The following is a 23740-nucleotide window of genomic DNA, read 5'->3' as shown; positions in this document are numbered from 1 at the left end:
CCTACTCCACCCGCGCCGGCCCGCGCCCCCGCCGACCGCGCCGCCCCCGCCCGGGCCGCGGCTCGGCGTGGGCCGCCTGGAGGACCCGGATCCGCAGGTCGGCCGGCAGCTCCGCCAGCCGCAGGCTCCCGCACGCGTCCGTCCGGGGCCCGTCCTCGAAGTGCTCCACCAGCGCGGCCGGATCCCCGCCCGGCCGCAGCCGCACCGCACCGCGCAGCCTCGGGTGCCCCGGCGCCCGCACCAGCCGCACCCCGGCCCGTTCGACGTCCGGCAGCACCGCCGTCCCGTTCTCCAGCGCCTCCTCCAACGCCCGCGCGCCGACCCGCAGCCGCAGCCCGCTCACCCCCGGCGTCGGCACCGCGATGCTCGACAGCCCGCTGCGCCGCAGCTGCGCCACCAGCCACCACGCCATCCCCGCCACCAGGGCGGTCAGTCCGCCGATCACCGTCGGCCACCACCACGACGACGCCACCCACCGCCCCCGGGACCGCGCGCTCACCACCGGCTGGTCAGGTGAGGTGAGCGGCCACCACTGCGGCGGGTGGACGCCCAGCCGCCGGTACAGGTCGAGCCCGCCCGCCAGCACCAGCACCCCGGCCGCCAGCAGCGCCGCCCCCACCACCCCCAGCACCACCCGGTTGACGACCGTCCTCCTCACCCGGCCGCCCCCTCGCCGCCGGCCGCCCCGGCCCCCGTCCCGGAACCGGTGGTCCCCGCCCCCGGGTCCTCCCCCACCACGCCCCCGGCCCCCCGCCCCGTCCGCACGTCCAGCCGCAGCGGCCGCCCCAGCCCCACCCGCTCCAGCTCATCCCGCAACTGCCGCTGCACCAGCGCCGGGTCCGCCACCCCCTCCAGCGAGATCCGGACCCGCCGCCGCCCGACCCGGATCCGCAGGCGGTCGATCCCGTCCAGGCCCGCCGCCCGGTCCGCGAGCAGGTGTCCGACCCCGGCCCGGTCGACGGCCGCGGTCGTCCCCCCGTAGGGCCGCAGCACGAGCCACCGTCGCAGCCCGGGCGCGACGGCGAGCCACAGCAGCCACCCGCCGAGCGCGGTCGCCGCTCCGGCCCCCACCAGCACCGCCAGGTCGTCGAGGTGGCGGGTCGCCAGCTCGTCCGCGATCTGCGCCCGCCACCGCCGCGCCGGCTGCCCCACCCGTACGGCGACCACGTCGTACAGCAGCGCCCCCGCCACCACCAGCACCGCCGTCGCCACCAGGGCCGCCGCGGCCGTACGGGGTGCCCGCAGCCGCCTGACCTTCTCCGGCCGGGCCCCCGGCACCGCCGCCGTTCCGGGCACCTCCTCGGTCACGAGGCGCCCCCCGTCACCAACTTCTCGACCACGACGACGACTTCCGACACCTTCGTCCCGGTCAGCCCCACCACCCGCTCCGCGATCCGCGTCCGAACAGCCCCGGCCAGCGCCGCGATGTCCGAGGGGAACGGCAGCTCGACCGCCACCCGGACCGTCACCGTGCTCCCCGGTACGGTCACCGAGACGTGCGGCGGCGCCCCCTTCGCCCGCCCGGCGGGCCAGGCCTCGGTCAGCACCTCCCGGACGGCCCGGGCCGCGATCCGCGCGTACACCCGGTCGGCGACCCGGAGCCGCCCCCGGCGCCCCGGCACGGAACCGGAACCAGACCCGGAACCCGGGCCGGGGCCCGGTACGGCACCCGACCCGGAGAGCGCGGCCGGAGCCGACGCGGGGCCCGCCATCAGCGGCGCCGGTCGCGGCCGCGGAGCAGGTCCCCGAGTTCGCCCAGCTCGATGTCGCCCTCCAGCAGGCGCCCGAGCACGAATCCGACCAGCCCGAGCGCGGCCACCAGCAGGAAGGCCGCGAACCCGCCGAAGTACCCGGCGAAGCCGAGGGCCATGCCCACCACCAGGCCGACGATGGCCAGGTTCATCCGCTACTCCCTCGTGTCCCGCTGCCTCGCCGGGTCCGCCGTCGGCCCGCCGCCGAACGCGCTACTTGAGCTTCGGCCGCTGCCCGGAGGGCGCCACCGGCTCCTCTTCCTCCTCGAACTCCGGTTCGTCCGGGAGGTGGACGTCGTTGACCGCGATGTTGACCTCGACGACCTCCAGGCCGGTCATCCGTTCCACCGCGTTGATGATGTTCTCCCGCACCTGGCGGGCGAGTTCGGGAATGACCACGCCGTACTCCACCACCAGGGCGATGTCGATCGCGGTCTGCTTCTCGCCGACCTCCGCCTTGATGCCCCGCCCGACGCTGGGCTTGCCGCCGGGCACCCGGTCCCGCATCGCGCCGAAGGTGCGGGCGAGCCCGGAGCCGAGCGCGTGGATCCCGGCGACCTCGCGGGCCGCCATCCCGGCGATCTTCTCCACCACGCCGACGGCCAGCGCGGTGCGGCCACGCTCCCCCACCGGCTTGGTACCGCCGCCGGCCCCCGGCGGACCGGGGTTCGGGGCGCTGCCGCTGCCGGTGTGCTTGGGCATGGTCGCGGGCGTCGGAGTGTCAGGCATGGGTGCTTCTCCCGTCGTACGGCACCAGCTATATCGCAAACCTCCCCAACTCTGGCATTTCGCCACGATCCCCGCCCGGCGAGCACCGGCGGCCCGCCGGGGGCACGGGAAAGGGCCCGGCCCGGGGGAATCTCCCCGGGCCGGGCCCCGCGTCATCACCGTGCGGTCAGTCGCCGATCCCGGCGAGCTCCCGCAGCCGACGGGCCTGCGCCGCCCGTTCGGCCGAACGCTGCTCGTCGAAGGAGCGCCCGGCGGCGCCCTGCAGCAGCGCCTTGGTCTCGATCACCGCGCCGCGCGGAGCGGCCAGCAGGGCCGCCGCGAGGTCCCGGGCGGCGGCGTCCAGCTCCTCGCCCGGCACCACCAGGTTGGCCAGTCCGATCGCGGCGGCCTCCTCGGCCCCCACCCAGCGGCCGGTCGCGCAGATCTCCAGCGCCCGCGCGTAGCCGACGAGTTCAGTGAGCGGCTTGGTGCCGGCCAGGTCCGGGACGAGGCCCAGCGAGGTCTCCTTCATCGCGAACCGGACGTCCTCGGCGACCACCCGCAGGTCGCAGCCGAGGGCCAGCTGGAAGCCCGCGCCGACGGCGTGGCCCTGGACCGCCGCGACGGAGACCAGGTCCGGACGGCGCCACCAGGTGAAGGCCTCCTGGTACGAGGCGATGGCGGCGTCCAGCTCCTGATCGGAGGAGGCGGCGAGCTGGAGGAAGGTGGGCTCGCCCGGGATGCCCTCGGGGGTGAACATGGCCCGGTCCAGCCCGGCGGAGAAGGAGACCCCCTCCGCGCGCAGCAGCACCACCCGGACGCTGCCGGGAAGGTCGCACCCGGCGGCGGCGAGGGCGCGCCAGAGCGCCGGCGACTGGGCGTTGCGCCGCTTGGGTCGGCACAGGGTCACGACGGCGAGTTCACCGTGGATCTCCAGGCGGACGCCGTCCCGCTCCCAACTCGGGGCCTGCGGGTCGGTGGCGGGAGCGGTCATGCGGGGAACCTCCGGTGGCGAGGGACGTGGCTACCGGAGAGTAACAAACCTCGACGCGCAAGGGCAGGGGCCCCGACCGGGAAGGATCGACGGGGCCCGGGACACTCGGCGGGGGAACGAAGGAGACGGTCCCGGGAGAAATGAACGGACTTCGGAAAACGGGGGACGGACGACACCCCGGACATGACGATCGGCGGCCGGTCCACACGACCCGAGGGCGGACGCCCGGCTGAATGGTCAACCGTCGTCTCCTCGGTCGGCGTCCTGCCGCCGCGTCATCCAGCCAATGGCTGACGAACCGTCAGGAACTGGCCCCGGCAGTCGCTTTGTTCTTGCCCCGCGTGGCACCGCCGCGGCCCCGGAGAATGACTCCGGATTCGCTCAGCATCCGGTGCACGAAGCCGTACGAACGACCGGTCTCCTCCGCGAGAGCGCGAATGCTCGCCCCGGAGTCGTACTTCTTCTTGAGATCGGCCGCGAGCTTCTCACGCGCGGCACCGGTCACCCGGCTGCCCTTTTTCAGAGTCTCGGCCACCCGTGCCTCCTCGTAGCGTTGCTCGGTCAGATTCCCATGATCACCCATCCACCGCGTCCTGGCCACCCATTCGACAAGGTCGATGTCGGAATTGCGTGGTCCACCGGTGGTGATCCGAGCGCAGCAGGGCGCTCACACAGAGTGCGCGCCCCCGGACTGATGCCGCCGTTTGCCGAAAAAGAGCTGATCAGCAGCGTCGGCCCGACCACGATCGAGTGGCGGGCCGACGGAAAGTCCTTAAACGGAATCCAGGTCTACTTCATTCCCGGACACGCCGAAAGGACTAGATATTCTCATCCAAAAAGCGGATCTCGCGTCTACTTCCGGTCAGGCCAGCGAGACCAGATCGGCGTAGCCCGGGTTCCACAGGTCCTCCACGCCGTCCGGCAGCAGGATGATCCGCTCCGGGTCGAGCGCCTCGACCGCGCCCTCGTCGTGGGTGACCAGCACGACGGCGCCGGAGAACTCGCGCAGCGCGCCCAGGATCTCCTCGCGGCTGGCCGGGTCGAGGTTGTTGGTGGGCTCGTCGAGCAGCAGCACGTTGGCGGAGGAGACCACCAGGGTGGCCAGCGCCAGACGGGTCTTCTCACCACCGGAGAGCACCCCGGCCGGCTTGTCCACGTCGTCCCCGGAGAACAGGAAGGAGCCGAGGATCTTGCGGATCTGCACCAGGTCGGTGTCCGGCGCGGCCGAGCGCATGTTCTCCAGGACGCTGCGGTCCGGGTCGAGCGTCTCGTGCTCCTGGGCGTAGTAGCCGATCTTCAGGCCGTGGCCCGGGATCACCTCGCCGGTGTCCGGCGCCTCCACCCCGGCCAGCATCCGCAGCAGGGTGGTCTTGCCGGCGCCGTTGAAGCCCAGCACGACGACCCGGGAGCCCCGGTCGATCGCCAGGTCGACGTCGGTGAAGATCTCCAGCGAGCCGTAGGACTTGGACAGGCCGCTGGCGGTCAGCGGGGTCTTGCCGCAGGGGGCCGGGTCGGGGAAGCGCAGCTTGGCGACCTTGTCGTTCACCCGGACCTGCTCCAGGCCGGAGAGCAGCTTGTCGGCGCGGCGGGCCATGTTCTGCGCGGCCACCGTCTTGGTCGCCTTGGCGCGCATCTTGTCGGCCTGCGCGTTCAGGGTCGCGGCCTTCTTCTCGGCGTTGGCGCGCTCGCGCTTGCGGCGCTTCTCGTCGTCCTCGCGCTGCTGCTGGTACTGCTTCCAGCCCATGTTGTAGACGTCGATGGCGGAGCGGTTGGCGTCCAGGTAGAAGACCTTGTTGACGACCGTCTCGACCAGGTCGACGTCGTGCGAGATGACGATGAAGCCGCCCTTGTACGTCTTCAGGAAGTCCCGCAGCCAGACGATCGAGTCCGCGTCCAGGTGGTTGGTGGGCTCGTCGAGCAGCAGCACGTCGGAGTCCGAGAAGAGGATCCGGGCGAGCTCGACGCGGCGGCGCTGACCACCGGAGAGGGTGTGCAGCGGCTGGGCGAGGATGCGGTCCGGCAGACCCAGCGCGGCGGCGATGGTGGCGGCCTCGGCCTCGGCGGCGTACCCGCCCTTGGTGAGGAACTCGGTCTCCAGCCGGGCGTACTTCTTCATCGCGTTGTCCCGGGTGGCGCCCTGGCCGTTGGCCATCCGGTCCTCGTTCTCGCGCATCTTCTTCAGCACGGTGTCGAGGCCGCGGGCGGACAGGATGCGGTCCTTGGCGAGGACGTCCAGGTCGCCGGTGCGCGGGTCCTGCGGGAGGTAGCCGACCTCGCCCGAACGGGTGACGGTTCCGGCGGCCGGCAGGCCCTCGCCGGCCAGCACCTTGGTGAGCGTCGTCTTGCCGGCGCCGTTGCGGCCGACCAGGCCGATCCGGTCACCGGCGGCGACCTTGAAGCTCGCGGACTCGATCAGGATCCGGGCACCGGCACGCAGTTCGAGGGCGTTGGCGGAAATCATGGCTGGGGACTACTCCTGGGACGTGGGCGGGCGGCCGGGTGCGACGGACCCGGGGCCGGGTTGGCATGAGGGGGGCTTCATCGGCGGTCGGCGCGGCCCTCGCGGCGCCGCCGCCCGCTATTGCCCGGAGAAGATAGCCATGACGGCAAGTCTACCGGGCCCCGTACCGCCCCCGGGGAAGTACCGCCCAGGGGTATCCACCGGCCCGCCGGCCCACCGACCGGAGGCCGTCCCGGCTACTGGGGCTGCCCGGCCGGCTGGTCCCCCGCGGGGGCTCCGGCGGCCGCCGGGGCGTCCGGGGCCGGGTTCCCGGCCGGGGCCTGGCCGGCGGCCGGGTCCGCCGCGCAGCCGCCCTGCGGCCGGACCGCCGCGAACGGCGCCCCCACGCTGCCGCAGGCCGTCTCGGGCGCGGCCGCCTTGGTGTCGAACACCCGGGGCGGGACGACCGGGCCGTCGGTGATCTCCACCCGGCTGCGGTCCAGCACCTTGACCGTGGCCGTCGGGCCGGTGCTCGTCGACCAGCCGTTGCTGTCCAGCCGGTAGCCGGTGATGCCGCCGGAGACGGCCTGCCCGCTGCTGTTGGTGCAGGTGCGCGGGATCAGCACGGCGTAGTCGGTGTGGACGGCGCGCAGCGGGTCGTAGACGCAGCCGCCGGAGGGCTTGTCGTTGTAGCGCAGGTCGCCGTCGGCGTCGCGCAGGCCCATGGTGAGGTTCGGGGTGACCAGGGCCAGCCAGGGCGAGCCGTCCCGCTGGACGGTGTGCAGCGCGGCCGCGGCCCGCTGCTTGGCGAGCGCCTTGCGCTGGGCGTCGGTCCGCTTGTCGGCGCCGGGCTCGCCGTCGCCGTGCAGCCAGTCGGCCAGGCCGGGCACCACCCGGTGCCAGCGCACCTCGTGGTCGCCGGGGCGCACCGAGGTGACCATGCCGTCGTCCCAGACCACGATCGCGTTGTCGCCGGCCATCGCCAGGTAGAGCGCCTCGACGCCCTCGCGGCGGTAGGACCAGGCCTGCTCGCCGGTCTGCTGGTGGAAGGCCTCCAGGCCCGGGCCCACCCGCAGGTCGAGGTCGGCCGAGCCGAGCGACTCGGAGTTCACCGGCGTCGCCCCCGCATCGCCCGGTCCCGCGACCCGGTCGCCGAACGGCACCGGCTTGTTCGCGTGCGCCGCCGCCCCGGCCGCAAGGACCAGCACCACCGCCGAGGCAGGCAGGATCGAGCGGGGGGTCAGTACACGCAGAGGCTTCCAGGACACGGCCGGAGCGTACCTTTCACCGGGTACGCGAGTCAGCCCGGTTCCGCCGCCGCCGGGCCCCGCCGGGCGTCCACCGGGCCCCGCGCGCCCTCCCCGCGCGCCCGCCCGCCCACCTGCGCCGTCGGGGCCGTGGCCGCTCCGCCGGGTCCGCCGGAGCGGGCCGGACGGGCCCGGCCGGACCGTTACAGATCTGATACCTGAGCACCGGCCACCGGTCGTTGCGGCAGACGGCGTTCGAATGGCGCCCACTTTAGGGTGACATTCGGCTTTTTCGTCCCCCTTCGGGCCTACTGTCGGCCAGCGGGGCGTCACGGTCCGTCCACGCCGAGACCGTGCGCCCCGCCCACGCGACGTCCGGAGGAGAGCACCATGCGAATCGGCCGCCTGACGCTGGCCGCCGCCACCCTGCTGCTGATGGCCACGGCCAGCGTCCCGGCGGGGACGCCGTTCAGCCAGACCGAACGGCACACCCTCTCCTCGGACGCCGTCGAGCCGCGCGGCGCGGCCCCCCGCCCTCCGGTCCAGCGGCCGAACCACGAGCCGCCGTTCGGCGCCTTCGTCGGCTCCTGGGACAACCACATCCCGCAGATCCGCCAGTACGCGCAGTGGCTCGGCGACGCGAACATGCAGGTCGGCCACACCTATCTGGCGGGCAACGACTGGAGCGACATCGAGGGCGAGGCGATGGTGCTCGGCCTCTGGTCGCAGTGGCGGCAGGCCGACCCGTCCCGGCTGCTGGTGCTCGGCGTGCCGATGCTGGTGCCCAACGAGGCGAACGTGCCGGACGGCGAGGTCGCCAGGCTGCTCGCCCAGGGGGAGCGCGGGGACTTCGACGCGCACTTCCTCAAGCTCGCGCGCCGGTTGGTCGCGCTGGGCGGCGCGGACACCGTGCTCACGCTCGGCTGGGAGATGAACGGCACCACCTACACCCACCGCTGCAAGCCCGACCCGTCCGCGTGGAAGGCGTACTGGCGGCGGATCGTCGGGGTGATGCGCTCGGTGCCCGGCCAGCGCTTCCGCTTCGACTTCGCCCCCAGCCGGGGCCTGGACGCCGTCCCGTGGACCAAGTGCTACCCCGGCGACGACGTGGTCGACATCATCGGCATGGACAGCTACGACCAGCCCGCCGGCGGCACCTTCGACGACTACGTGCGCGAGCCGTACGGCCTCCAGGACCAGGTGGAGTTCGCCGCCAAGCGCGGCAAGCCGGTCTCCTACCCGGAGTGGGGGTTGTTCCGCAACGGCGACAACCCCGAGTACGTGCGCCGGATGGTCGACTGGATCCGCACCCACGACACCGCCTACCAGACCGTCACCGACTACTGTCCGCACGGCTTCTTCGAGTGCGACCGCAATCCCCGCTCGGCGACGACGTTCAAGCAGCTGATGTCCGGTTCGAAGGGGGCCCCGGCGCCGGAAGGGGTGCCGGCGCCGCCCACCGCCCCGGCACCGGCTCCGGAGGACCCGCCGGACGCGCCCGCCGTACCCGCCGCCCCCGCCGTGCCCGGGGGTGGCGCCACCCCGAGCCGGGCGGCGAGCCCGTCGACCCGTCCGACGGCCCCCAAGCCGACGCACAAGCCGACGGGCGGCGCGCGGCACGCCCGGCACTGAGCGGTCAGCTGCGGCGGCGGGCCAGCAGCGCCTCCTTGAGGCGGGGGAAGCGGGTGCGCAGCTGGTGCGCCGCCGCCTGCCGGGCGCGCACCGCCCCGGCCCGGACGGCGGCCGCCGGTGCCGCCCCCGCCGGGCCGAGCAGCAGCCGCTGGTTGGCCAGCTGGTCCGGCCGCCACCGCTGCTTGTACGGCTCCTGGCCGCGCAGCAGGCCGAGCAGCGGGACGCCGGCGCCGACCGTCTCGTCCAGCGCCGCGCTGAACAGCAGTCCGGCGATGTCCAGCCGCTCGCGCAGCACCGGGTGCGCCCCGTACATGTACAGCCCGCCGAAGGACGGGCAGAGCAGCAGCAGGTTGACCGCGACCAGCTGGCCGTCCAGGTGGAACTGGTGGACGGCGGCCCGGCCGGCGGCGACCAGTCCGGTGCTGGACTCGGCCAGGTGCCGGGCGAACCGCTCGGTGCGGTGCTCGGGCGTGACGCCGCGCGCCTGCCACTGCAGGAAGTGCAGCCGCAGCATCGCGTCCAGCGCCTGCGGCACCTCCGCCACCGGGGTCGAGCGGACCTCCACCCCGGCCTCGGCGATCTTGCGGAGCTTCACCCGGCTGCGCTGGGCGGTCTTGCCGGGCACCCGCTTGAGCAGCCGGTCCATCGGGACGGCCGGCAGGTACTGGCAGAGCGAGTCCTGGTAGCGGCGGCGGCTGCCGCGCCAGTGCCCGTACACCCGGTGCACCGCCGCCTCGGGGTGCACCTCGCGCAGCTCCAGCCAGTGCCAGGGGCGGGTGAGCGGGAGCGCGGCGGCGAACTCGGCGGCGGCCCGGTCGGCGCACTCGTCGTCGAGCAGGACGTCGGTGTAGTCGACCAGCCCGCCGCCGAGGCCGGTCAGGCCGCCGAGCGGCCCGCCGCGGCGCACGAAGGCGCCCGCGCCGACCAGCCGGCCGTCCCGGCGGACCAGCACCACGAGCAGGCCGCCGGGGCGGCCGTAGTGGCGCCACCAGGAGCGCTGCCAGTCCGCGGCCTGGAAGAAGGTGGCGGTCCGGCAGCGGGCGGCCAGGTCGTCCCACTCCTCGGCGAGGGCGTCCAGGGCGTCGTCCTCGCAGCGCAGCTCGGTGGTCCAGGCCGGCGCCGTCGCCTGGGCGGGCAGGCCGCCTCTGCGGGTCTCGGTGCTCATCGACCGCCCCCGACCGGGGCCTGCTGCCGGGCGGGGGCCTGCTCCGCGGTGGCGGGGGCCGGCGCCTCGGCCGGGGGCTGCTCCGCCGCCGGGGGCTCGGCGGCGGCCTGCGTGTCGGCCTTCGCGGCGGGCTTCCCGGCGGGCTTCTTCTCGGCCTTCTCCGGGGCCTTCACCGGGACCTTCACGCTCTTGGTCCCGGCCTTGGGCTCGGTCTTGGGCTCGACCGCGGCCTTGGGCTCGGCCTTGGGACCCGCGGCGGGCTTGGGCTCGGTCCCGGCCCCGGCCGGCTCCTCGCGGCGCGGGCGCGGGGTCGCCGGGACGGCCACCGGCGCGGACGCGGCGGGGGCCTGCGGCACCCGCGAGGCCCGCGGCACCTGCGGCACCTGCGGCGTCGCGGGGCTCCCGACGGCCTCCGGCGCCGCCGGGGCACCCCGGCGGCGGGTCATCATCACCAGCGCGCCCAGCAGCAGCCCGGTCGCGCCGCCGACCGCGACGTCCAGCTTCCCGGACGGCGTGGTCGGCCTGTCCGGCGCGGCGGCCGGGGAGAGCGTCACCAGCCGGACGTTGGTGTCCTTGCTGCTGGTGTTGGCGAAGGCGACCAGCGAGCGGGCCACCGCGTCGGCCGTCCGGGCGGCGTCCTGGGGGCGCTCCCCGGTCCCGGTGATCTCGATCATCGGGGCGTCCGGGGAGGTCGTCCCGTGCACCAGGGACTCCAGCTCGGACCGGGTGTGGCCGGTCTCGGCGGCCGCCACCCCGAGCACCTGCGGCTGCCCGGCCAGCCGGCCGTACGCCTGGGCGAAGTTGGTCGCGATCGCGGCCTCCCCGGGGTTCTGCGCGACCACGAGGACGTAGGCGTTCGCGGCGTACGACGGGGACGCGGCGACGGCGTACCCGGCGCCGACCGCGGCGCCCAGCGGAACCGCGAGCACCACCGGCCACCAGCGGCGGACCAGGCGGCGGGCGCTTCGGCGCGGTGTGGTCATGGGTGTTGCTCCTTGGGTCTGGTACGGCGGTTCCGGCGGTGGCGGGCGGTCAGACGCGGGCCAGCCGGTCGTAGAGGGCGCCCAGGTCGGCGGCGACCCGGACGATGTCGTAGTGGCCGACGGCCGGGGGGTGCGGCAGCGGGTCGGCGGTGTGCCCGCTGAGCGGCCGCAGGTCGCGCAGCGCGGCGGCGTAGGCGGCGGGCTCGGAGGGGACGCGGCGGGCCTGCGGGGCGGCCCTGGGCGGCAGTTCGTCGAGCGCCGGGCAGGCGCTGTAGCGCACCGGCAGCCCGGCCGCGAGGCCCTCCAGGACGCCGAGGCCGAAGGTCTCCGCGGTGGAGGGGGCGGCCAGCACGTCCAGGGCGGCCAGCAGTTCGGGGACGTCGTCGCGCTCCCCGGTGAGCACCAGCCGGTCCCGCACGCCGAGTTCGGCGGCCCGGCGCTCCAGCGCGGCGCGCTCCGGACCCTCGCCGACCAGCACCAGCCGGGTGGCCGGGTCGAGCTCGGCGAGCGCCTCGACCAGCACCTCGAAGCGCTTGCCGGGCACCAGCCGGCCCACCCCGCCGACCACCCAGCCCCCGTACGGCAGCCCGAGCTCGGCCCGCAGCCGGCGGCGGACGGCGGCCCGTTCGGCGGGCGGGAGGCGGTAGCGGGAGGTGTCGATGCCGTTCGGGATCAGCTCGATCCGGGCCGGTGGGACGCCCCAGGAACGCAGCGTCTGGGCGACCTGGCGGGAGACCGCGACGGTGGTGCTGCCGAGCCGTTCGGCCGCCAGGTAGAGGCCCTTGACGCCCCGGGTGACCGGGCGGCCCTCGATCACCCCGGCGTGCAGCGAGTGCTCGGTGGAGACCACCGCGCGCACCCCGGCCAGCCGGGCGGCCGTCCGGCCGTACAGCTGGGCCCGGTACAGGTGGGTGTGCACCAGGTCGTAGCGGCCGGCCCGGACCAGCCGGACCAGTCGGGGCAGCGCGCCGAGGTCCCGGTTGCCGCGCATGCCGAGGTGGTGGACGGTGACGCCGTCGGCGCGCAGCGCCTCGGCGACCGTGCCGGGGTTGGTCAGGGCGAGCACCTCGCACTGCTGGTGCGCCGGCAGGTGCCGCAGCAGCAGGTGCAGTTGGCGCTCGGCGCCGCCGGCGGCCAGGCCGGTGACGATGTGCAGCACCCTCATGGCCGGGGCTCCCGGCGGGCGTGGCGCAGCCCGGTGACGGCGTCCCGCAACCGGTGCCGGCCCTGCTTGGCGCGCAGCCGCCAGGCGCCGTCGCGGTCGCCGACGTAGCAGCGGGGCAGGGCGAAGCGGCCGGTGAGCGGGGAGTGCGCGATGGCGCAGGCGTGGTCGTACCCGGCGTCGCGCACGGCCAGGGCGGCGGGCAGGTCGACGGCGCCGTACGGGTAGCAGAAGCCGGTGACCGGGCCGCCGACGGCCTCCTCCAGCAGCCGCCGGCTCTCCCGGGCCTGGACGGCGAGGGCCTCGGGCGGCAGGCCGGGCAGCGCCCGGTGGCCGAGGCCGTGCGAGCCGATCTCCCAGCCGGCGCCGGCGAGCCCGGTGACCTCCTGGACGGTGAGCAGCCGCTTGCGCGGGCCCTCGGTGTCCCAGCCGTTGTCCCGGCCGAGCAGGTCGGCGACCACGTACGCGGTGGCGGTGAAGCCGTACGCCTGGAGGGTCGGCACCGCGTACCGGGCGATGTCGGCGTAGCCGTCGTCGAAGGTCAGGCCGACCAGCCTGTCGTCCCGGCCGAGGGCGTGGGCCCGCATCAGCTCGCGGACGGAGACGCCGCGTCGGCCGCTCCGGTACAGCCAGCCGATCTGTTCGGCGAACCGCTCGGGGCTGACGGTGAGCCGGTAGGGGTCTTCCTGCTCGACCGCCACCGAGTGGTACATCAGGATCCACGGCGAGGCGGAGCCGGGGACCGGCGGTGCGCCGAGCGGGTGGCGGCTCCTGGGCGGTCGTGCCCGGTCCGGCGGTGCGCTCTGGAGGCCCGCCCGGGCCGAACGGACGGTTCCCCGTTCATTGTCCATCGGGACGCTTCCCTTCTTCGGCGGCGGTTGGCGGGTTCCGGACGGGCCCCAGGGCCCGGGCGAGGGCGAGGACCGGGCCGCGCACCTCGCGGGCGCCGAGCCCGGTGCCGAGGGCCGCGAAGGCCAGCGCCACGGTGAGGCCCCCGAGGAGGGTCGACAGCAGGGGGTCGGCGGCCAGCCCGGCGGCGGCGGTGCCGAGCACGGTGGCCCCGGCGGCGGCGGCCACCAGCCGGCCGTGGCCGCCGAGCACCCGGTGCAGCCGCAGCGGGATGCCGCGCAGCACCAGGCCGTGCAGCAGCAGTGCGGCGGCGGCGGTGATCCCGGCCGCGTTTCCGGCGGCCAGTCCCAGGGCGCCGAAGCGGGGCGTGGCGAGCAGGCCGGTGGCGACGGTGACGCCGAGGCCGAGCACCATCGCGGCGGCCGGGTACCAGTCCAGCAGCCGGCGGCCGTCCTCGGCGCCCGGGTCGTCGGCCCGGCGGACCACCGGGCGCAGCGAGAAGTACGGACGGACCATCACGCCGATCAGCGCCTGGGCGGGCAGGCCGAAGCTGTACACCCGGATGACGTCGGCGGTGGCGGCGGTGTCGTGCGGGCCGAAGGCGCCGCGCTCGAACAGCAGCGAGACCACCGAGGGGGCGCAGGCCATCAGGAAGGCGGTGCCGAACAGGACGACGGCCGCCGCCTGGCCGAGGTCCTTCTCCACCCGGTCGCGGGCGGCGGTGAGGTCCCCGGCGGCCAGCGCCCGGGCGACCAGCGGGAAGGTGACGGTGCAGATCAGCAGGCCCGCCGTCATGGCGAGCTGGGAGACCTTGGCGGCGTAGTTGAGGTGCGAGATGGTGCCGGGCGGCAGGGCCGAGCCGAGGTAGCGCTCGACGAAGACCTGGGACTGCCGGGTGAGCGTGAAGGCGGCCACCGGCAGCAGGGCGAGCGGCATCAGCACCAGGGCCCGGCGCGAGCGGCGGCCCCGGCCGGTGCCGGGCGGGCCCTGGCGCAGCCGGCGCAGGAACGGGCCGACCAGCAGACCGGCCATCAGCAGGCTGCCGCCCGCGACGCCGAGGGCGGCGGACCGCACGCCGAGGTAGGAGTGGAGGCAGAGCAGGACGGCGAGGATGCCGAGGTTGTAGGCGACGTAGATGCCGGCCGGGGCGGTGAAGCGGTGGTGGGCGCGCAGCGCGGCGGCCAGATAGCCGGCCACTCCGAAGGGCAGCACGGTGACCGCGGTGATCCGGGTGCAGGTGACGGCCAGGCCGGGGTCGGTGAGGCCGGGGGCGAGCAGGTCGACCAGTTCCGGGGCGCCCAGGGCGACGGCCAGGGCGAGGCCGCTGAGCGCGAGCAGCAGCCAGGGCAGGGTGGCGCGGACCAGTTGGCGGACCGGGTCGGGGGCGTCCGGGTCCTCCTCGCGCAGCACCAGGGCGAGGGCGAACGCGGGCACCATGAGGAAGGACATGGCGTCCTCGATCAGCAGCGGCGCGGCGGTCTCCGGGACGGTCCAGGCGACCAGGAAGGCGTCGGTGCCCTGGTTGGCGCCGAAGTAGCGGGCCAGCAGGAGGTCGCGCAGCAGGCCGAGGCCGGAGCCGGCGGCGCTGAGCACGGCGGTGATGCCGAAGGCCTTGGCGAGGAAGCCCCGCCGGGGGGCCGGGTGGGGCCCGGCGGACGGGTCCCCGCCGGGGGCGCCGCGGGGGGCCGGGAGGGGGGAGGCGACGGCGGCGGGCCGGTCGGTGGTCACCGGGCCGCTCCGGTGGTCGCCGGACCGGCGGCGGGGTGCCCGGGGTGCTGTGCGGCCGCGCGGGCGGCGAGCCCGAGGACGACGGAGGTCAGCACGGTGGTGGTGCCGCCGATGTCGGAGTACAGGAAGTCGACCAGGACCCAGGTGAGCAGGGCGAGGGCGGCGAGCCCGGGGCCGCGGCGGTGGCGCAGGCAGCCGATCAGCAGGGCGAGGAAGAGCGCGGCGTAGGCGGTGATGCCGATCAGGCCCTGCTCGCTGAGCACCAGGAAGTACATGTTGTGCGGGGAGAGCAGGGGTTCGCGCTGGAAGCCGATGGTGGCGTCGGCGGCGTCGCTGCCGGAGGACAGCCGCAGCGGGGCGTGGCTGTCGCGCAGTTGCTGGAAGGCCTTGGGGCCGGCGCCGTGCACGGGGTGGTCCTGCCAGATCCGTCCGGCGGTGGACCACAGGTCGTACCGGTCGGAGACGGACTGGTCGGGGGCGGCGGAGACGGAGCCGATCGAGCTGAGCCGCTTGGTGACGCCGGAGCCGCCGAGGCCGAGGCCGCCGACCAGGACGACCGCGGCGGCCAGGCCGAGGACGGCGCCGCGCACCAGCAGCCGGGCGTCGACGCGCAGCAACAGGACGGTGGCGGCGAGGCCGGTGGCGATCCAGCTGCCGCGGCTGAAGGAGACGGCCAGCGGGAAGGCGAGGAAGGCGGCGACGGCGAACATCGCGCGGCGCAGCCGGGCGTTTCCCCCGGATCCCCGCTCCCCGAGGGCCAGGGCGAGGGCGGCGAGCAGGCCGAAGCTGACCACGCTGGACATCGCCATGATGTCGAGCGCGCCGAAGGTGCCGACGGCCCGGATCGGCTGGCCGGTGTAGGAGGCGCCGGTGTGGGTGAGGTACTGCTTCGCGCCGACCACGCCCTGGATCAGCGCGGCGAGGACGAAGGAGCCGAGCACCAGGCGCTGGTCGGTGCGGTCGCGCAGGGCGCAGAGGACGGCGGCGGGGACCAGGACGAACACCTGGGCGAGCCGGACGAAGCCGGTGACGCTGGCGGCCGGGTCGGTCGAGCCGAGGGTGGCGACGGCGGCGGCGACCACGATCCCGCCGAACAGCGCGCAGGTGGTGCGGCTGACCGCGGGCAGCCGCCCGCGCAGCAGGTTGAGCGCGGTGAGGGCGACCAGGGCCAGCGAGGCGAGGTCGGCGGCGGTGACGTGGACGGCGGCGGCGACGTCCTTCTCCCCGGTGGGCACGCAGACCAGCAGGACGGTGGCGGCGGCCAGCGGGCTGGTGCGCTCGGTGAGCGCGGGTAGGGCCGCCCGTAAGGCCGGGCGGGGGAAGGCGGGGAGGGTCAGGGCCACGAAGGGGTCAGCTCCCGTCCGGGTGGAGCATCAGGGCCGCGGTGCGGCACAGGATCTTGACGTCCTGCCAGAGGCTCCAGCTCTCGATGTAGCGGTTGTCGAAGCGGGCCCGGTCCTCGATGGAGGTGTCCCCGCGCAGGCCGTTGACCTGGGCCAGGCCGGTGAGGCCGACCGGGACGCGGTGGCGGTCCGCGTACTCGGGGTAGGCCTGGCCGAACCGCATGACGAAGTACGGCCGTTCGGGGCGCGGGCCGACCAGGCTCATGTCGCCGCGCAGGACGTTCCACAGCTGGGGCAGCTCGTCCAGCGAGCTCTTGCGCAGCAGCCGGCCGACGGCGCCCATCCGGTGGTCCTGGGAGATGTTCCAGCGGGTGGCGGACTCGTGCTCGTTGCTCGGGCGCAGGGTGCGGAACTTGAGGACGGTGAAGACCCGGCCGTCCAGGCCGGTGCGCTGCTGGCGGAAGAGCACGCCGGGGCCGGTGTCGAAGCGGACGGCGAGGGCGCAGAGCACCAGGACGGGGGCGAGCAGCAGCAGGCCGACCGCGGCGGCGGTGACGTCCAGGGCGCGCTTGGCGGCCCAGCCGGGGCGGCGCATCGCGGGGCTGCCGAGCCGCAGGCAGGGGAAGCCCCACAGGTGGTCGCCGCCGGTGATCGGGGCGGCGGGCAGCGAGCCGTACTCGCGCAGCGCGGGCACCAGCCAGACCTGGCAGCCGAGCTGGGCGGCGTCGCGCAGGGTGGCGGCGGTCTCGGCCTCGTCGGCGGCGCCGGCGGTGGCGATCACGTGCTGGACGCCGTGCCGGCGCACCTCGCGCTCCAGTGCCTCGCGGCCGCCGAGCACGGGCAGGTCGGTGTCGCCGGGCAGCAGCGGCGGGTCCGCGTCGAGGAAGCCGACCGGGCGCATCCCGTACTCGCCGTGCGCGCGGAGGGCGGCGGCGACCCGGCGGCCGAGCCGGCCGGCGCCGAGCACCAGGACGGGGCTGGGGCGGCTGCGGCGGATCCGCCGGACCAGGTGGTAGAGGACGGCGCGGCCGACGGCCACGATCAGCAGCTGGGCGCCGAGCAGGACGGTGAGCCGGGCCGGGCTGGCCGGGCCGCAGTCGGGCCAGTGGCCGCCGAGGCCGCCGGACAGGGTGACGGCGAAGGCGGTGGCGACCACGGCCCGGGCGGACAGCGCGGGCAGTTCGTCCAGGACGGACAGGGTGAGCCGGGGGCGGTAGAGGCCGCCGGCCAGGTTGAGCAGGAGCAGCAGGGGCAGGACGGCGGGGACGCCGAGCAGCGGGTCGAGCGGGGCGGCCGGGTCGAAGGCGCGGTTGGCGATGCCGCCGGCGGAGCACAGCGCGATGACGTCGGCCTGGACCAGGGCGAGTGACAGGGCCAGCCGGGAGCGGACCGTCCCACGGGACCGGTGCTGCGGCGGGACCGTCCGGAGGTGCGCCGCCCCCGCCGGCCGGTCGAGCAGCCCGGTGCCGGGCCGGCGGGGGCCGGACAGGGGTCCGCTCGATCGCGGCACACTCTCGTGGTCAATGGTCATCAGCGCACGATCTCCCCTGCTGTGTGCCCGGGGTGACGGTGCCCCGGCACCGGTTGGCGCGGGGCGGCCGTCCCGGCCCGGTGGGCGCGGTCCTGACAGCACCTGCTGCCGCTCGCGGCTTCCGGATGTCCGGCGGCGGGGCCGATCGCAAAGGAACTGGTCACGAAGAAGTCGGTCGCGAGGGGCCCAGCCGTGAATTCCCGACATGAAATCCGAACGAAGCAGGCAAAATCCGACAATACAGAACCGGGCGGTACAGGCCGGAAGTTGACTTGCCGATTCATTCCAGCCGCCCATTAATAGGTATTTCGGATTTGACGCCTCGCCTCCCTATCCGGCCGAGGGTGCGAATACGACAACGCCGGAAACGGCGGGCATTCACGGCATGTGAAACGATCAGATCCGCTCTGGGACACGGGCCCGGCGCCGCCCCGCCGCCGGTCCCGCGCCCAGCAGGTGGCGGTAGAGGACGTCAACCTGTTCGACCACGGTGCGCACGTCGTGCCGGCCCACCACGTGCTCGCGCAACCGGGCGCCGCGCCGCTCGCATTCGATCGGATCTGACAGCGCGTCCCCCATACGGGTGGCGAGGGCCCGCGCGTCCTCGGGCGGGACCACCGCGTGCGCCAGCTCGGACGGCGGCAGGCACTCCCGGGCGCCGGGCACGTCGGTCAGCAGCACCGGACGGGCGGCCGCCATCGCCTCCAGCGGGGCCAGCGCCATCCCCTCCCAGCGTGAGGGCAGCACCACCAGGTCGGCCGCCGCCAGCCACGGGCGCGGGTCCGGCACGTCCCCGACCAGCCGGATCCGGGCGGGCTCGGCGGTCTGCCGGACCAGCTCCGCGACCCGCTGCTCCTCCGGCCCGCCGCCGACCAGGGCCAGCCGGGCCCGCGGCACCCGGCGCAGCACCTCCGGCCAGGCGGCCAGCAGCACGTCCTGGCCCTTCTGCCGGCACAGCCGCCCGACGCACACCGCGAGCGGGGCCTCCAGGTCCAGGCCGAGCGCGATCCGGGCGGCGCGGCGGTCGGCGGGCGCGTAGTGGCGCACGTCCACGCCGTTGGGCACCACCGCCCAGTCGGCGTGCAGCCCGGCCGCCACGCCGTCGGCCCGCTCCTGGACGCTGACGCACAGCAGCCGGTGCGACCAGCGGGTGGCGAAGCGCTCCCAGCGCAGCGTGGCGGCGGCCAGCGCGCCGTCGACGGCGGCGAAGGACCAGGCGTGCGGCTGGAAGACGGTCGGCACCGTGCCGTGCACCGCGAGCCGCCCGGCCAACCCGGCCTTGGCGCTGTGCAGGTGGACCACGTCGGGGGCGGCCGCCCGGACGATCCGGCGCAGCCGCCAGGCCTCGGCGGGGGTGCCCGGGCCGGGCGGGCGCCGGGCGGGCCAGTCCTGGACCAGCGCGCCCACCGCGGCGGCCTCCGCGGCCAGCCGCCCGCCGCGCGGGCAGGCGACCAGCACCCGGTGGCCGGCCTCCCGCTGGCCCCGGACCAGATCGGCGACGACGCGGGCGACCCCGCCGTCCACCGGTTGGGAAATGTGAAGGATCGTCATATGCACGGCGGCGAGCCTAGGGTGGCCCACCGGTGCCGGGCGGCCCCCGTCACCCGCAGGTGGCGGTTCGGCCACCCGTACGGCTTTCGGCTCGTACGGGAGACCGAACCGCTCGAATCCCCGGGCGATTCGAGCGGTTCGATGGATCTACGCGCGCGAATCGCGCGGTTGGCGAATCCGCGGGGCCGGCGGACCGCGGTGGTCCCGGCGGCCCCACGTGGACCTCAGCGGACCTCAGTGGACCTCGGTGGGCCTCAGCGGACCTCGGCGGCCAGGTTGGCCAGCACCTGGTCGTGGATCCGGTTCAGGCCCTTCGGGGCGAAGGTGCGCTCGAAGAAGCCGCCGATGCCGGTGGCGCCCTGCCAGGTGGCGGTCACGGTGACCTTGGCGCGGCCCTCGCCGACGGCCGAGACGGTCCAGGTGATCACCATGCTGGAGTTGGCGTCCTTCTCGACCAGCTGGTCGGGCTCGGGCGCGGAGACGGTGAAGAGGCAGTCGCGCACCCGCTTCTCGGTGGCCTGGAGCTTCCAGTGCACCTGGGTGCCGGCGCCGGTGCCGCCGACCCGCACCTCGTACTCGCTGTACTGCGCGGGCAGCAGCTTCGGGCGGGTCACCTGGTAGTCGGCCAGCGCCTCGTACACCCGCTCGGGCGCGGCGTCGTAGACCCGCTCGGTGGTGGCCTGCACCTGTCCCATGACCTTGCTCTCCTCATGTGGTGGGAACCGCTCTGTCCGGCAAGCCAATCACAGGGTCCCGCCCGCGACGCGGCGGGATAGGGTGGCCGGTGTGCTCGATCTGGTGACTGCTGTGCGCTACGTCGACCCGCTGCGGGCCGGCGGCTCCGTTCCGGGCGTGGTGGAGACCGACGACCTAGGCACGTACGTGGTCAAGTTCACCGGGGCCGCGCAGGGCCGCAAGGCGCTGATCGCCGAGGTCATCGTCGGTGAGCTGGCCCGGCGGCTGGGCCTGCGGGTGCCGGAGCTGCGGCTGGTGGACTTCGACCCGGCCGTCGCCGCGGACGAACCGGACGCCGAGATCCAGGACATGCTCAAGGCCAGCGCCGGGGTCAACCTCGGGATGGACCTGCTGCCCGGCGCGCGGGACTTCCGGCCGGGGATGATCACGGTGGACTCGGCCGAGGCCGGCCGGGTGGTCTGGCTGGACGCCCTGACCGGCAACGTCGACCGCACCGTGCACAACCCCAACCTGGTGGTCTGGCACGGGCGGCTCTGGCTGATCGACAACGGCGCCGCGCTGATCTTCCACCACCGCTGGGCGGGGGCCGAGGCCTCGGTCGGCAAGCGGTACGACCTCAGCGCCCACGCGCTCGGCGGCTCGGCCCCGGACGTCCGGCTGGCCGACGAGGAGCTCGGGCCGCTGGTCACCGTGCCGCTGCTGGAGGAGGTGGCGGCGCTCGTCCCGGACGAGTGGCTGGCCGGCGAGCCCGGCTTCGACTCGGTGGACGCCGTCCGGCACGCCTACGTCGCCCACCTCGCCGCCCGGGTGGTGCTCTCCGAGGAGTGGCTGCCGGAGGGCTTCGCCACGCCCGAGCAGCTGCGCGAGGCGGAGCGGCGGCGGGCGGCCCGGACCAGGGCCGGGCGGCCGGCCTGGCTGCGGGACGTACCGGACCTGCACGGCAAGCCGTCGGTGGAGACGGCCTGGGAGCAGTACGCCGACGAGGGCTAGCCGGGTTCGGGCCCGACGCGGCCGGAACGCCGACGGGTGGGAACGCGACCGGGGAGCGGACCCAGTGGGCCCGCTCCCCGGTTCTACTGTTCAGTGCTGTCCGCGGTCAGCGCGTCAGCGCCACCACTGGACCGCCTTCTCGGCGTTGACCAGGCCCGCGCCGTAGAAGCCGTTGTCGTTCGTGGTGCCCTCGCAGGTGGCCTTCCAGGCACCGGCGCCGCCCGGGTTGAACTCGCCCTTCGGGCACGGGACGGACTCGGCGTGGCTGGTCAGCATCTCGGTCAGCTCGTCCGGGCTGGCCCACGGGAAGGTGCTGGCGAGCAGCGCGACCACGCCGGCGACGTGCGGGGTGGCCATCGAGGTGCCCTGCATGTAGCCGTACTTGCCACCGGGGATGGTGGACAGGATGCGGCCGTCCTTGTCGGGGGTGTCCGGGAGCTGGAAGCGGCGGTCGCCACCGGGCGCGGTGACGGAGACGACGCCCTTGCCGTAGCTGGAGTAGTACGCCTTGACACCCTCGGAGCCCACCGCGGAGACGGCGACGACGCCGGGCAGCTCGGTCGGCAGCGACAGGCAGTCGTTGGTGACCGGGCGGGAGGCGGGGGTGGTGTCGTCCGGGCTCGCCACGTCGACGGTCTTGTGCGCCAGGTCGAGGTTCTCGTTACCGGCGGCGGCGACGTTGAGGACGCCCTTGCGCTGCGAGAAGGCGACGGCCTTGCGGACGGCGTCCGAGATGGCGGCCTGGTCCTTGTCCGTCTTGCAGTTGAACATCCACGGGTCGACGAAGTAGCTGTTGTTGGTCACCTTGAAGCCGTGCTCGCCGGCCCAGACGAAGCCGCAGACCGCGTTCTCCGGGTAGATGAACCCGCCGTCGTCGACGACCTTGACGGCGGCCAGCTTGACGTTCGGCGCGACACCGACGATGCCCTTGCCGTTCTTGGCGGCGCCGATGGTGCCGGCCACGTGGGTGCCGTGGTCGCTGGTGGTCGGCTGCCAGGCCTTCCAGTCGGTGTTCGTCTTGCCGTCGATGCAGGAGACCGACTGCGAGGCGTCCACGTTGGCGGCCAGGTCCTCGTGGGTGGCGTCGATGCCGGAGTCCAGGACGCCGACGGTGACGTTGCGGCTGCCGAGCGAGATCTTGTGGGCCTTGTCGGCACCGATCTGACGCATGTCCCACTGGTAGGCGTCGTAGGGCTCCTGGCCCGGGGCGGCCGCGGCGGCCGGCTCGGCGGCGACGTCGGCCTTGCCCTGGTCGGAGGCCTGGATGCCCTTGGTGCGGCTGGCACCGACCGAGTCGACGCCCTTGGCCAGGCGCAGCTTCTCGGCGAACTTGGTGTCGTTCGAGCGGGCGACCACGACGCCGACCTGCTCGTACGACTGGACCACCGTGCCGCCGAGGCCGGTGATGGCCTTCTCGACCTTCTGCACCTGACCGTGGTTGGCCTTGGTGTTGACGACGTAGCTCATCACCGGACCGGTCGTCGGGTCGGCCGCGGGGGCCGCGACGGCGGTGCCGGCCGGCAGCGCGAGGGCGCCGGCAGTGGCGAGCACGACGCCCACTGCCGCGTACCGGGTACCGCTGATCCGAGGAACACGCATGAGGGTTGGCCTCCCGAGTCGTCAAGGCGGCAGCTGCGGTGGCAGGTGCGCTTGGGAATGACCGGGACGCTAATGAATATTTGCTTATAAGCGCAAGAGGTAGTCATCTAATCGTCACATCTGAACCAGAAACCGGGATGCGACCGTTCGGGGGTCAACAGGGAAACAGAGGTCAAGAGTGTTAAAAAGTGATGGTTCGCCGACGTGCGGCCGCACCCCTCGGAACCTCGGCCACCAGCGCGGATCGCGCCGCTACAACGCGTACAACCGACGCGCGTTGCCGCCCGCGACCAGGCCCGCCACCCGCTCGGCGTCGGCCGCGGAACAGGCGCCGTCGGCCTGCCAGTCCGCCAGCACCGCGCCCAGTCCGTACCGGAACTGACAGGTCCCCACCAGAAAGAGTTCGGGCAGCCCGTAGGCGTCGGTGGAGAACAGCAATTTTCCGAACGGGGCCAGCTCCAGCATCTCGCCCAGCACCGCGGCCACCCGCGGCCCGGTGTAGGAGGCCGTCAGCCCGAGGTCGGTGTACACCGTCGGGAAGGCCTGGGCCAGCCAGGCGGCCTGCCGGTGGTACGGGTAGCCGTGCAGCAGCACCAGCGGGACGCCACTGGGCTCGGCGGCCCGCACGAAGTCCGTCAGCAGCGACGGGTCGGCCCGGTGCAGGGTGAGGTCCGGATCGCCGAAGCCGGTGTGGAGTTGGAGCGGCAGGCCGAGCTCGGCGCAGACGTCCACGGCCGTCCAGAGCAGGTGGTGCAGCAGCACCGGATCCGTCAGCCGGCCCCGCCCGGCGCGCAGGTGGGCGCCGGCCGCGGCCACCACGGCCGCGGTGGCGGGGCGTTCGGCGGGGGCCGCCAGCCCGTGCCGGTAGGCGAGCACCGACTTGACCGCGACGGCCCCGGCGGCGGCCGACCCGAGCGCCTGCGCGACGGCCCCCGGCCAGTCCCCGGCGCCGGCCGTCACCGCCGCGGCGACCGACTCCAGCCGGACCACCTCGCGCACCGACGCCCCGGTGGCCCCGGCGAGTTCGGCCAACGGCAGCAGCTCGTGGCCCGCGGCGGTGGTCAGCCCGGTGTCCACCAGGCAGGTGTCCAGCCCGGCGGCCGCCAGCAACCGCCCGGTGGCCCCGGCCGCGCCCAACTCCCGCCGCCGGGCCAGGTAGTCGGCGGCCGGGGCGTGCGCCGACAGGCCGAGCACGGGCGGGCACCAGCGCCGCACCGCGAGGCCCAGCGCGCTGTCGAAGGGCGAACAGCCGGGCGCGGGCGGGCGGTCGGACTCGGTGAGCAGCCCGGCCAGGGCGTCGTCGGCGAGCTCGGCCGCCACCACGCTGTGGCAGTGGTGGTCGACCAGCGCGGGCCCCTCCGGCCGGGCCAC

22 protein-coding genes are annotated in these 23740 nt (G+C 75.0%); 2 read left to right on the top strand and 20 right to left on the bottom strand.

The features are described from left to right. Position 1: 1 nt before the first annotated feature. The 9 genes from ACWDD9_RS17600 to ACWDD9_RS17560 form a co-directional block, all read right to left on the bottom strand. Entirely contained in the window at positions 2-658 is a 657-nt protein-coding gene (locus tag ACWDD9_RS17600; protein ID WP_449811979.1) for an alkaline shock response membrane anchor protein AmaP, read from the bottom strand. Next, complete coding sequence (locus ACWDD9_RS17595; RefSeq protein WP_380737359.1) at positions 655-1308, bottom strand: DUF6286 domain-containing protein; 654 nt, start codon at positions 1306-1308, stop codon at positions 655-657. Before ACWDD9_RS17595 ends, ACWDD9_RS17600 begins: the two co-directional genes overlap by 4 nt. Further along, on the bottom strand, positions 1305-1622 hold the full coding sequence (locus ACWDD9_RS17590; protein WP_380777735.1) for an Asp23/Gls24 family envelope stress response protein: 318 nt from the start codon (positions 1620-1622) through the stop codon (positions 1305-1307). The genes ACWDD9_RS17595 and ACWDD9_RS17590 overlap by 4 nt, the downstream gene beginning before the upstream one ends. 89 nt (positions 1623-1711) lie before the next feature. After that, positions 1712-1903, bottom strand: coding sequence for a hypothetical protein (locus ACWDD9_RS17585; protein ID WP_049658455.1), 192 nt, complete (start codon positions 1901-1903; stop codon positions 1712-1714). A gap of 61 nt (positions 1904-1964) precedes the next feature. Further along, the gene (locus ACWDD9_RS17580) at positions 1965-2453 is read right to left on the bottom strand and encodes an Asp23/Gls24 family envelope stress response protein (protein WP_449811991.1); all 489 of its coding nucleotides are present in this window, start codon (positions 2451-2453) and stop codon (positions 1965-1967) included. A gap of 193 nt (positions 2454-2646) precedes the next feature. Then, on the bottom strand, positions 2647-3453 hold the full coding sequence (locus tag ACWDD9_RS17575; RefSeq protein WP_449811978.1) for an enoyl-CoA hydratase/isomerase family protein: 807 nt from the start codon (positions 3451-3453) through the stop codon (positions 2647-2649). Positions 3454-3754: 301 nt separating this feature from the next. Continuing rightward, a complete protein-coding gene (locus ACWDD9_RS17570) occupies positions 3755-3988 on the bottom strand; it encodes a helix-turn-helix domain-containing protein (RefSeq protein WP_049658450.1) in 234 nt (77 codons plus the stop codon). Positions 3989-4315: 327 nt separating this feature from the next. After that, positions 4316-5914, bottom strand: coding sequence for an ABC-F family ATP-binding cassette domain-containing protein (locus tag ACWDD9_RS17565; RefSeq protein ID WP_049658446.1), 1599 nt, complete (start codon positions 5912-5914; stop codon positions 4316-4318). Between the two features lie 236 nt (positions 5915-6150). Continuing rightward, a complete protein-coding gene (locus tag ACWDD9_RS17560; protein ID WP_449811977.1) occupies positions 6151-7161 on the bottom strand; it encodes a hypothetical protein in 1011 nt (336 codons plus the stop codon). Between the two features lie 369 nt (positions 7162-7530). On the opposite strand from ACWDD9_RS17560, the gene ACWDD9_RS17555 reads away from it, so the two are divergent. After that, positions 7531-8772: a glycoside hydrolase family 26 protein gene (locus ACWDD9_RS17555; RefSeq protein ID WP_375873298.1), complete on the top strand. Its 1242-nt coding sequence runs from the start codon at positions 7531-7533 to the stop codon at positions 8770-8772. Positions 8773-8776: 4 nt separating this feature from the next. Here ACWDD9_RS17555 and ACWDD9_RS17550 read toward each other — a convergent pair whose 3' ends face one another. The 9 genes from ACWDD9_RS17550 to ACWDD9_RS17510 form a co-directional block, all read right to left on the bottom strand. Next, a complete protein-coding gene (locus ACWDD9_RS17550; RefSeq protein ID WP_079271932.1) occupies positions 8777-9937 on the bottom strand; it encodes a GNAT family N-acetyltransferase in 1161 nt (386 codons plus the stop codon). After that, positions 9934-10920 carry a Wzz/FepE/Etk N-terminal domain-containing protein gene (locus tag ACWDD9_RS17545; RefSeq protein ID WP_449811976.1) on the bottom strand — a complete coding sequence of 329 codons (987 nt, stop codon included), beginning with the start codon at positions 10918-10920 and terminating at the stop codon, positions 9934-9936. Before ACWDD9_RS17545 ends, ACWDD9_RS17550 begins: the two co-directional genes overlap by 4 nt. A gap of 49 nt (positions 10921-10969) precedes the next feature. Next, positions 10970-12085: a glycosyltransferase gene (locus ACWDD9_RS17540; protein WP_049660228.1), complete on the bottom strand. Its 1116-nt coding sequence runs from the start codon at positions 12083-12085 to the stop codon at positions 10970-10972. After that, positions 12082-12933, bottom strand: coding sequence for a polysaccharide deacetylase family protein (locus ACWDD9_RS17535; RefSeq protein ID WP_079271934.1), 852 nt, complete (start codon positions 12931-12933; stop codon positions 12082-12084). Before ACWDD9_RS17535 ends, ACWDD9_RS17540 begins: the two co-directional genes overlap by 4 nt. Beyond that, the gene (locus tag ACWDD9_RS17530) at positions 12923-14659 is read right to left on the bottom strand and encodes a lipid II flippase MurJ (protein WP_074001613.1); all 1737 of its coding nucleotides are present in this window, start codon (positions 14657-14659) and stop codon (positions 12923-12925) included. The genes ACWDD9_RS17535 and ACWDD9_RS17530 overlap by 11 nt, the downstream gene beginning before the upstream one ends. Further along, a complete protein-coding gene (locus ACWDD9_RS17525) occupies positions 14656-16002 on the bottom strand; it encodes an O-antigen ligase family protein (RefSeq protein WP_449811975.1) in 1347 nt (448 codons plus the stop codon). Before ACWDD9_RS17525 ends, ACWDD9_RS17530 begins: the two co-directional genes overlap by 4 nt. Positions 16003-16009: 7 nt before the next feature. Next, positions 16010-17533: a sugar transferase gene (locus ACWDD9_RS17520; RefSeq protein ID WP_449811974.1), complete on the bottom strand. Its 1524-nt coding sequence runs from the start codon at positions 17531-17533 to the stop codon at positions 16010-16012. A 396-nt stretch (positions 17534-17929) separates the two neighbouring features. Continuing rightward, positions 17930-19084, bottom strand: coding sequence for a glycosyltransferase (locus ACWDD9_RS17515; protein ID WP_117490060.1), 1155 nt, complete (start codon positions 19082-19084; stop codon positions 17930-17932). Between the two features lie 254 nt (positions 19085-19338). After that, the gene (locus ACWDD9_RS17510) at positions 19339-19779 is read right to left on the bottom strand and encodes an SRPBCC family protein (protein WP_074001617.1); all 441 of its coding nucleotides are present in this window, start codon (positions 19777-19779) and stop codon (positions 19339-19341) included. Between the two features lie 91 nt (positions 19780-19870). Between ACWDD9_RS17510 and ACWDD9_RS17505 the strand changes: the two genes are divergently transcribed. Further along, entirely contained in the window at positions 19871-20770 is a 900-nt protein-coding gene (locus tag ACWDD9_RS17505; protein WP_049659266.1) for a HipA family kinase, read from the top strand. 114 nt (positions 20771-20884) lie between these two features. Here the strand turns inward: ACWDD9_RS17505 and ACWDD9_RS17500 are convergent, their stop codons facing one another. Then, positions 20885-22369, bottom strand: a complete 1485-nt coding sequence (locus ACWDD9_RS17500; RefSeq protein ID WP_049659264.1) for a S8 family peptidase — start codon at positions 22367-22369, stop codon at positions 20885-20887. A 252-nt stretch (positions 22370-22621) separates the two neighbouring features. After that, positions 22622-23740, bottom strand: coding sequence for an amidohydrolase family protein (locus ACWDD9_RS17495; protein ID WP_449811973.1), 1119 nt, complete (start codon positions 23738-23740; stop codon positions 22622-22624).

The sequence above is a fragment of the Kitasatospora sp. NPDC001119 genome (assembly GCF_053598475.1).
The sequence above is the reverse complement of the archived record's forward strand: the minus strand, read 5'-3'. Positions and strand labels throughout refer to the sequence as shown.

What these genes read in the sequence shown, in the direction of transcription:
- ACWDD9_RS17585 (WP_049658455.1), bottom strand. Translation starts at nt 1,903, where the DNA reads ATGAACCTGGCCATCGTCGGCCTGGTGGTGGGCATGGCCCTCGGCTTC.
- ACWDD9_RS17580 (WP_449811991.1), bottom strand. Translation starts at nt 2,453, where the DNA reads ATGCCCAAGCACACCGGCAGCGGCAGCGCCCCGAACCCCGGTCCGCCG.
- ACWDD9_RS17575 (WP_449811978.1), bottom strand. Translation starts at nt 3,453, where the DNA reads ATGACCGCTCCCGCCACCGACCCGCAGGCCCCGAGTTGGGAGCGGGAC.
- ACWDD9_RS17565 (WP_049658446.1), bottom strand. Translation starts at nt 5,914, where the DNA reads ATGATTTCCGCCAACGCCCTCGAACTGCGTGCCGGTGCCCGGATCCTG.
- ACWDD9_RS17555 (WP_375873298.1), top strand. Translation starts at nt 7,531, where the DNA reads ATGCGAATCGGCCGCCTGACGCTGGCCGCCGCCACCCTGCTGCTGATG.
- ACWDD9_RS17550 (WP_079271932.1), bottom strand. Translation starts at nt 9,937, where the DNA reads ATGAGCACCGAGACCCGCAGAGGCGGCCTGCCCGCCCAGGCGACGGCG.
- ACWDD9_RS17545 (WP_449811976.1), bottom strand. Translation starts at nt 10,920, where the DNA reads ATGACCACACCGCGCCGAAGCGCCCGCCGCCTGGTCCGCCGCTGGTGG.
- ACWDD9_RS17540 (WP_049660228.1), bottom strand. Translation starts at nt 12,085, where the DNA reads ATGAGGGTGCTGCACATCGTCACCGGCCTGGCCGCCGGCGGCGCCGAG.
- ACWDD9_RS17535 (WP_079271934.1), bottom strand. Translation starts at nt 12,933, where the DNA reads ATGGACAATGAACGGGGAACCGTCCGTTCGGCCCGGGCGGGCCTCCAG.
- ACWDD9_RS17520 (WP_449811974.1), bottom strand. Translation starts at nt 17,533, where the DNA reads ATGACCATTGACCACGAGAGTGTGCCGCGATCGAGCGGACCCCTGTCC.
- ACWDD9_RS17515 (WP_117490060.1), bottom strand. Translation starts at nt 19,084, where the DNA reads ATGACGATCCTTCACATTTCCCAACCGGTGGACGGCGGGGTCGCCCGC.
- ACWDD9_RS17510 (WP_074001617.1), bottom strand. Translation starts at nt 19,779, where the DNA reads ATGGGACAGGTGCAGGCCACCACCGAGCGGGTCTACGACGCCGCGCCC.
- ACWDD9_RS17500 (WP_049659264.1), bottom strand. Translation starts at nt 22,369, where the DNA reads ATGCGTGTTCCTCGGATCAGCGGTACCCGGTACGCGGCAGTGGGCGTC.